The organism is Actinoalloteichus spitiensis RMV-1378, from assembly GCF_000239155.1.
Classification (GTDB): Bacteria; Actinomycetota; Actinomycetes; order Mycobacteriales; family Pseudonocardiaceae; genus Actinoalloteichus_B; species Actinoalloteichus_B spitiensis.
Window position 1 is genome coordinate 1 of sequence record NZ_AGVX02000260.1, and the last position, 5,162, is coordinate 5,162.

The window sequence follows — 5,162 nt, forward strand, 5'->3', positions numbered from 1 at the left end:
GGGCGGCCCAGCCGATTCGGCCCGCCACCGCCCGGCCTGCCTCTGGAAACCCGCGCGCTCGGTCGCCCGCTGTTCGCTCGCGTGGCGCAGGGCGGCCGCTCGGAACTGGAGGAACGCCTCCAGGAGGAGGCCGTCAGCCCTCACCGCGCGGTCCGCCGCCCGCCACACCCGCTCGTCCGCCCCGACCCGGCCCTTCTCCAGGTGCGCGATCGTGGTGCGGTCGCAGAACACCTGCCGCGCGACCTCGGCCTGGGTCAGGCCGGCGAGCTTGCGGGCGGTCGACAGCTTCTCGCCGAGTTCTCGCCGCAGGGCCTGGATTTCTTCGGCTTCTCGCGCCATGACCTTCCGCCTCCTGGTGCAGCGCACGACACCGGGCACTCAGGGTAGCCGGGCGAACGCGCGAGAAGGCTGCCCGCCGCCTCGGTTCCCACAGGACGTCCTGGTTGCTGGCGCACGAACGGCCTCGGTGCGGTCGTGCGCACCGAGGCCGTCGTGGGCAAGAACCGCCCGAGACGTCGCGTTCGTGAGGCGGAACGCGGACCAAACTCGTCTCAGGCACCGAAAGCTGCCATCGCATCACCCCGCTCTCGCACGCCAGTTGCTCGACCCGGTCAGCCCACCGGCATCCCGGGAGTCCACAGCGCCCCCGCCCGACGCGTTGCCAGCTTCGGCGCGTGCGGGCTGTCCGGCGCGGGGAGGGACAGCAACTCGGCCACGACGGCGAGAAAACCGCCCTCCACGCTCCACACCACGTCGGACGGCACCGGCTCCGGGGAGGCGCGCATCCGCGCGGCCAGGCAGTCGTCCGGCCCGCTGATGTGGAGGTAGTCGGTGTGCGTTCCGCGTCGCCGTTCCCCGAACAGGGTCCGGGGGACGTAGCGATCCCCCGGCGCCAACCGGAACGCGAATCCTTGTCGCATCAAGGTGTTCAGCGCGGCGTCAACCTGTGCTGTCATGCCCGTCCCCGATCCCCTTGCCGGCGGCGACGAACCCGGAGTCGCCACCCTCGGTACCGAACCTCCACCGCGTCCCGAACACGCTGGTTCCGAGTGACGAGCCACCCCGCGATCAGCAGTTCGGCGAGAACCGCTCCACGAAGCACAGCCCACACGGCTTCGTAGCCCGACATCCGCCACCTCCGCACCAGTAAGTGGATGCCGGCGGCCGGTCCCCCGAGGAGGAAGCTCCGCCCGTGCGCGGACGAGGACCGACCACCAGCCGACCCACGTCCAGGCCTCCTACGTGCTCCGGAAGTGGGTCCCACGACGCGAGTTCGCGTCACCAGCACTGAACAACGTGAGGACGGATGTGAGCACGTGAGTGAGTAGCGGAATCACAAATGACTCCCGCCCCGGCGAACGCTTGGCACCACGCATGACCACCAGCCTGCTGCGCTGAGCGCGACTTCCCTCAGGGCGGGCATGCGGAGCCCTGCTCTGACACTGTTCCTGCCGTCGTCCTCGCTGCTCACGTGCAGAGTTGGCGCATGGAGACATCGCCCGGATCCGCTGCGACTGGATGATCTTGGGCGTTCGCTGGTCGTGACTCTCGCCCCTACCGAGTACTCGGAGGGGACTTCCTACCCTGATCCTTGGCCTCGACGAAACCCGGCCCGCGAGGATGCGAGGGGAGCGGGACCCGTGACATCCTCCGCATTCGTTCCGGCACACCCCACGGCCCGGTCTGGCAGCCCGAAGGTGCCGCGGTGACAGCTTCGAGCCGCCAATCGGAGATCCTCCGTGGGAGAACACCCCACTCCGGCAGTCACCCGGCGGCGGGGCAGTGCTTCGACACGCCCCCGCGAACCCGGGTGGCCGGGCGACGCCCCCCTTCCCCGACTGACGCTCACAAGGCCGATTCGGGCCCGGGACCGTCGGCGGTCGCCGTCCGCTCTTGTGCGGGTACCCAACGCGACCTTTACTTGCCCTACGCCGACGGCCGACGGGCTCCCGCTCCACAGGGGCGGGAGCACGACCAGCGGCCGCACCGAGAGCGAGGAGGACGGATGCCGACCGTGCGCCGAACCTTGGCCGCCATCACGGGAACCCTCATGCTGGGCACCTTCGGGGTACTGCCCACCGCGACGGCGGCGCCACCGCCGTCCACGGCGGACACCGCCCGGGACGCGCCTCGGCAGGAGCCGGCCGAGCGGTGCAGCACGCGTCCCCAGGACAACCCGGTCGACGCGTTCACCGACTACGAGGAGCTGCTGGTCGAACTCGACCGGATCGAGGCGGAGAGCCGGGGACGCGTCCAGGTCGACCAGATCGGCACCTCCAACCGTGGTCGTCTCATCCAGGCCGCGCGGGTCGGTGACGGTGACACGGTGGTGCTGCTGACCAGCGAGATCCACGGGAACGAGAAGACGGGCACCGACGCGATCCTGTGGCTGTTGGACCACCTGGGCCGGTCCAACTCCCGCTTCGCCCAGGAGGTCCGCTCGGAGCTCACGGTGGTCGCCGTGCCGAAGATGAACCCGGACGCGGCGGAGCTGAACCGGCGGGGCAACGACATGACCTGGGACGAGGTCGTGGACCTGCACCCGCAGCTGGCCGGGGCCGAGCCGGCGTGGAACTACATCACCAACGTCCGGCAGGGCCACGACTACGGGCCGCGTCCCGGGTTCGACATCAACCGGGACTACAACCCGGACCTGTCCTACGTGCCCGACCCGGCCGACCTCCCCGGGAACTCGGCCCAGCCCGGCTGGTTCCTGACCCCGGAGACGCAGGCGGTGCGGGACCTCTACGTGGATCTCACCGAGGAGTTCGGCACGGTCGACACCTACGTGGACATCCACCACCAGGGCCCCTGCTACGTCATGCCGGGCACCGACGACTACGTGACGTTGAGCCTGTCGGGCAAGTTCGTCGCTGACCCGAACACCGAGGAGGGCGCCCGGTACGCCGAGTACGCCGACCGGTACGACCTCGACTACGCCAAGCAGCTGAACGTGGCCGCCTACGACGCGTTGCGGGACGCCTCGGCGCACCGGCCGGAGTTCGCCCACGTCTCCCTCTACCCCCAGGACGTGGACCTGCCTGGTACGGGTCTGGGTTCGTTCGCCCTCAACGGCAGCGGATCGGTGTTGTTCGAGGTGCGGGGGCAGAGCCAGGACCTCGGTGAGCGGCACCGTGTGATGCTCACGCAGGCGGTGTACGTCGGGGTGGAGGGCATCCTGCGTGGCCTCGCCAACGGTGAGGTGCGGGATCTGGACCCGGCCGACTACGACGCGATCCCGCCCCGGGGTCCGGTGGTGACCACGGACCAGTCGCGGACGCTGGCCGACCCGCTGCTGGACGTGTTGGAGCGCTGATCGGGACGCGGCGGGCGGGTTGACCGCTCGCGAGGGGAGCCCCTGACCGCTGGGTCGGGGGCTCCCGGTCGTCGTGGCGTACGGGCGGCGCCGCCGGCCCCTCGGGTCGGTGTCGGGGGTGCCCTGGCTCGCTGGGTGCGGCGGGTCAGGAGGTGGGATCGGGGTTCTGGTGGTGTTCGCCGGTGACGGGGTCCTGCCGCAGGCCGAGCCGCAGGTGTTCGATGTGGTAGACGGCCTCGTCGAGGAGCATGGCGACGTGGCTGTCGTAGAGGCTGTAGACGATGCTGCGGCCGTGGCGGGTGCCGGTGACGAGCCCGAGGTTGCGCAGTAGCCGGAGTTGGTGGGAGACCGCCGAGGTCTCCATGCCCACCGCCTCGGCGAGTTCGGCCACCGGGCAGGGGCTCTCCCGCAGCCGGGTGAGGATGAGCAGCCGGCTCGGGGTGGCCAGCGCCTGGAGGGTGGTGGCCACCGTCGCCGCGTCCTCGGGGGTGAGCCGGGCGGGCGGGGGGTGGTCGGGTCGGCGGTGGCCCATGACGAAATCCTAGAACACCCCATACTTGAAGAACTGTTCAACTGTTCTAGTGTTGGGGTGGATGTCGGGAGGCCGTGATGGGGATGTCGTCGTTGTTCGGGAACCGGGACTACCGCCACCTGTTCGGCGCGCAGGTGACCGCGCTGCTCGGAACGGGGCTGGCCACGGTGGCACTGGCCCTGTTGGCCTACGACCTCGCCGGGCCCCGCGCCGGCGCCGTCCTGGGCACGGCGCTGGCGATCAAGATGGTCGCCTACGTGACGGTGTCCTCGCTCGCCGGTGCCTACGCCGACCGGGTGCCGCGGCGCGCCATGCTGGTGGGGCTGGACATGGTGCGGGCGGCGGTGGTGGTGGCGTTGCCGTTCGTCACCGAGGTCTGGCACGTGTACGTGCTGATCGCGGTGTTGCAGTCGGCGTCGGCGGCGTTCACGCCGACGTTCCAGTCGGCGTTGCCGGACATCCTGCCCGACGAGGGTGACTACACGCGGGCCTTGTCGGCCTCGCAGCTGGCGTCGAGCCTGGAGACGCTGCTGAGCCCGGTGGTGGCCGCGCTCGTGTTGACCGTCGTGGACTTCCCGTGGTTGTTCGCGGGCACCGCCGCCGGGTTCCTGGCCTCGGCGGCCCTGGTGGTCTCGGCGCGGGTGCCCCGGGCGCGGCCGAGTGGCCGGGTGCGGTTCGGCGAACGGGTGGGCGCGGGCACCCGGATCTTCCTGTCGACGCCCCGGCTGCGGGGGTTGTTGGGCCTGGACCTGGCGGTGGCCGGGGCGGGCGCGGTGGTCATGGTGAACACGGTCAACTACGCGCGGGACGAGCTGGGCCGGTCGGAGACGGAGGTGGCGGTTCTCCTGGCCGCCAACGGCGCCGGGACGATCCTGGTGGCGTTGGCGCTTCCCCGGGTGTTGGAGCGGGTCGCGGAGCGCGGGGTGATGCTGGCGGGTGCCGGGACGCTGTGCGTTGGCGTGGTCGGGGCGGTCGGGTTGTCCCTGGTGGATTCCGGTGGCTGGCGGTGGCCGGTGGCCCTGGGGGTGTGGGCGGTGCTCGGCGCGGGGGCTGGGCTGGTGTTGACGCCGGTGGGGCGGGTGTTGCGGCGCTCGTCGGGGCCCGAGGACCGGCCGGCGCTGTTCGCGGCGCAGTTCTCGCTGTCGCACGCCTGTTGGCTGCTGAGCTATCCGGTGGCGGGCTGGGTGGTCACCGCCGCCGGGTTCACCACGGGGTGGGCGCTGCTCGCCGCGCTCGCGGTCGCCGGGGCGGCGACCGCCGTGCTGGTGTGGCCGGCGGACCGGCCGGCGGGCGCTCCGGTGGCGCCGACGCGGC

Annotated in this window: 5 protein-coding genes; 2 read left to right on the forward strand and 3 right to left on the reverse strand. The window is 71.5% G+C overall.

What is annotated here, in order from left to right; genetic code table 11:
* Together ACTIDRAF_RS28605 and ACTIDRAF_RS0212690 are read right to left on the reverse strand one after the other, a co-directional pair.
* Positions 1 to 339: helix-turn-helix transcriptional regulator (locus ACTIDRAF_RS28605; RefSeq protein WP_039787077.1), on the reverse strand; the 339-nt coding region annotated here is incomplete at its 3' end.
* Between the two features lie 272 nt (positions 340 to 611).
* The gene (locus ACTIDRAF_RS0212690) at positions 612 to 956 is read right to left on the reverse strand and encodes a hypothetical protein (protein WP_016699119.1); all 345 of its coding nucleotides are present in this window, start codon (positions 954 to 956) and stop codon (positions 612 to 614) included.
* Between the two features lie 1,049 nt (positions 957 to 2,005).
* On the opposite strand from ACTIDRAF_RS0212690, the gene ACTIDRAF_RS0212695 reads away from it, so the two are divergent.
* On the forward strand, positions 2,006 to 3,316 hold the full coding sequence (locus tag ACTIDRAF_RS0212695) for a M14 family zinc carboxypeptidase (RefSeq protein WP_016699120.1): 1,311 nt from the start codon (positions 2,006 to 2,008) through the stop codon (positions 3,314 to 3,316).
* 145 nt (positions 3,317 to 3,461) lie between these two features.
* Here the strand turns inward: ACTIDRAF_RS0212695 and ACTIDRAF_RS0212700 are convergent, their stop codons facing one another.
* Positions 3,462 to 3,848, reverse strand: a complete 387-nt coding sequence (locus ACTIDRAF_RS0212700; RefSeq protein WP_016699121.1) for an ArsR/SmtB family transcription factor — start codon at positions 3,846 to 3,848, stop codon at positions 3,462 to 3,464.
* 83 nt (positions 3,849 to 3,931) lie between these two features.
* Between ACTIDRAF_RS0212700 and ACTIDRAF_RS0212705 the strand changes: the two genes are divergently transcribed.
* Positions 3,932 to 5,162: MFS transporter (locus ACTIDRAF_RS0212705; RefSeq protein ID WP_026066042.1), on the forward strand; the 1,231-nt coding region annotated here is incomplete at its 3' end.

Bases quoted from the DNA above. Each gene is read 5' to 3' on its own strand.
- ACTIDRAF_RS0212700 (WP_016699121.1), bottom strand. From the start codon at position 3,848: ATGGGCCACCGCCGACCCGACCACCCCCCGCCCGCCCGGCTCACCCCC.
- ACTIDRAF_RS0212690 (WP_016699119.1), bottom strand. From the start codon at position 956: ATGACAGCACAGGTTGACGCCGCGCTGAACACCTTGATGCGACAAGGA.
- ACTIDRAF_RS0212695 (WP_016699120.1), top strand. From the start codon at position 2,006: ATGCCGACCGTGCGCCGAACCTTGGCCGCCATCACGGGAACCCTCATG.